Source organism: Neisseria sp. P0021.S006, from assembly GCF_051956895.1.
In genome coordinates this window covers 1-758 of sequence record NZ_JBQCWZ010000653.1, presented here as the reverse complement: position 1 = coordinate 758, position 758 = coordinate 1, and the positions used below count along the sequence as shown (strand labels likewise).

Below are 758 nucleotides of genomic sequence, written 5' to 3'. Positions count from 1 at the left end.
CTTTGGAATCGGGTTACAACCTGCGCCGCGTTAACGATACTCAAGTTGCGGCTGCATTCCATGAAACGTCGGCATACGAAGATTTGGTCGATTTGTACCGCGCGTTTACCGGCAAAGATACGTTCACATTTGCCGATGACGTCAAAGGCCGTCTGAATGCAGAATTGCTGCGTCAGGACGACATTCTGCAACATCCTGTGTTCAACAGTTACCACACCGAACACGAAATGTTGCGCTACCTGAAAAAACTCGAAGACCGCGATTTGGCAATGAACCGCAGCATGATTTCATTGGGCAGCTGCACCATGAAACTCAACGCGACTGCGGAAATGTTGCCGATTACTTGGGCAGAGTTCACTGACATCCACCCTTACGCTCCCGAAGCGCAAACTGCCGGCTACCGCGAATTGCTCGCCGATATGGAAAACAGCCTGAAAGCCATCACCGGCTTTGACGCGATTTCCTTCCAGCCCAACTCCGGCGCGCAGGGCGAATACAGCGGCATGCTCTCCATCCGCCGCTATCAAGAAGCCAACGGCGAGGGACACCGCAACATCTGTCTGATTCCAAAATCAGCCCACGGCACCAACCCTGCGACTGCGGCCATGCTGGGTTTGAAAGTCGTCGTTGTCGATACCGACGAACACGGCAACGTCAACATCGACGATTTGAAAGCCAAAGCCGAGCAATACCGCGACGCTTTGTCCGCTATCATGATTACTTACCCGTCCACCCACGGCGTGTACGAAGAAGGCATC

1 pseudogene is annotated in these 758 nt (G+C 53.6%); it reads left to right on the top strand.

Features of this window, described 5'->3' with window-relative positions:
- A pseudogene (locus ACTHUM_RS16270) lies at positions 1–758 on the top strand (glycine dehydrogenase (aminomethyl-transferring)); the annotation flags it as partial.